Here is an 875-nt window from a genome sequence, read left to right as displayed (position 1 = left end):
CAAAGGAGGTTTCCTCCCCCTCATTGGTAAAGATCCCGGTGAGCTGCCCGGTGTCCCCGTTCTGCAGCGCGTAGGTTGCCGTTGTTGCAAACTCATCAGTGCGCAGCATCTCATTCAGATCATCGTCAAAATCAATCATTGCCGCTTCACCATTGTTTGCCCGCCCTGCACACCAACCGCCCGGTTAACACGGGCACTGCCCATCACCCGCGCAAGCTCTTTGGGTGTTAGTGGTTTGGGTGGTTTCAGGCTGGTGGTGCTCTGTAGCTCTTTTTTCACTGGTAAATCCTCGCCTTCCAAGGGCCAACGAAAAACGGGAGGCAGAGCGTATCCCCGAAAAGTGGAAACCGGTTTTCGGATAAGGATACGCTACAACAAAGCCCCCCGTTTGCTTCTCATATGAGTCGGGTTTTAGTCCCCGGCTGGTTCGTCTTCTTCTTTTGGCTTTTCTCCCGCCTTAGCCTTGCCAACCCGCCTTGTGGTTGTTTCTGCTTTTTTCATATTGATCAGGAATTTTGCATCCTTTTCAGAAGCGTTCACCACATCACCCGGCGCAACCGGTTCACCACCGCAAACCGTGCGTTTCAAAATTTCAATCTTCATCTTTGCAGCCATGATCTGCCCTCTTGAGAAATGAAAGGAATATGAGAAGTCCAAATAAAAACAGCCGGGCGAACCGGCTGCTTAACTGGCGTAAAGCTTAAGCTTTGAAGGAGTGACAGAAGCTCTGCGGGTGACGCACTGCAAAATCTACATCCTGCATGGCAACCACGCGCACGGTCCCACTGGTGGACTGAGTGAACGGATCAACCGTCAGATCTACACCCGTCCAAAGCGCAATCAAAAGATCCGCCCAGTTGCCAAAGAAGCCGTTA

General features: G+C 51.8%; 2 protein-coding genes. Both read right to left on the bottom strand.

Annotated features, from left to right (window positions below; all coding sequences use genetic code 11):
• Positions 1-135: 135 nt before the first annotated feature.
• On the bottom strand, positions 136-279 hold the full coding sequence (locus PsWM33_RS27435) for a hypothetical protein (RefSeq protein ID WP_193778439.1): 144 nt from the start codon (positions 277-279) through the stop codon (positions 136-138).
• A gap of 132 nt (positions 280-411) precedes the next feature.
• Positions 412-615: a hypothetical protein gene (locus PsWM33_RS21000; RefSeq protein ID WP_063301531.1), complete on the bottom strand. Its 204-nt coding sequence runs from the start codon at positions 613-615 to the stop codon at positions 412-414.
• Positions 616-875 lie beyond the last annotated feature (260 nt).

This window comes from Pseudovibrio sp. WM33, assembly GCF_001623165.1.
Taxonomy (GTDB): domain Bacteria; phylum Pseudomonadota; class Alphaproteobacteria; order Rhizobiales; family Stappiaceae; genus Pseudovibrio.
This window is presented reverse-complemented; position numbering and strand designations above follow the sequence as displayed.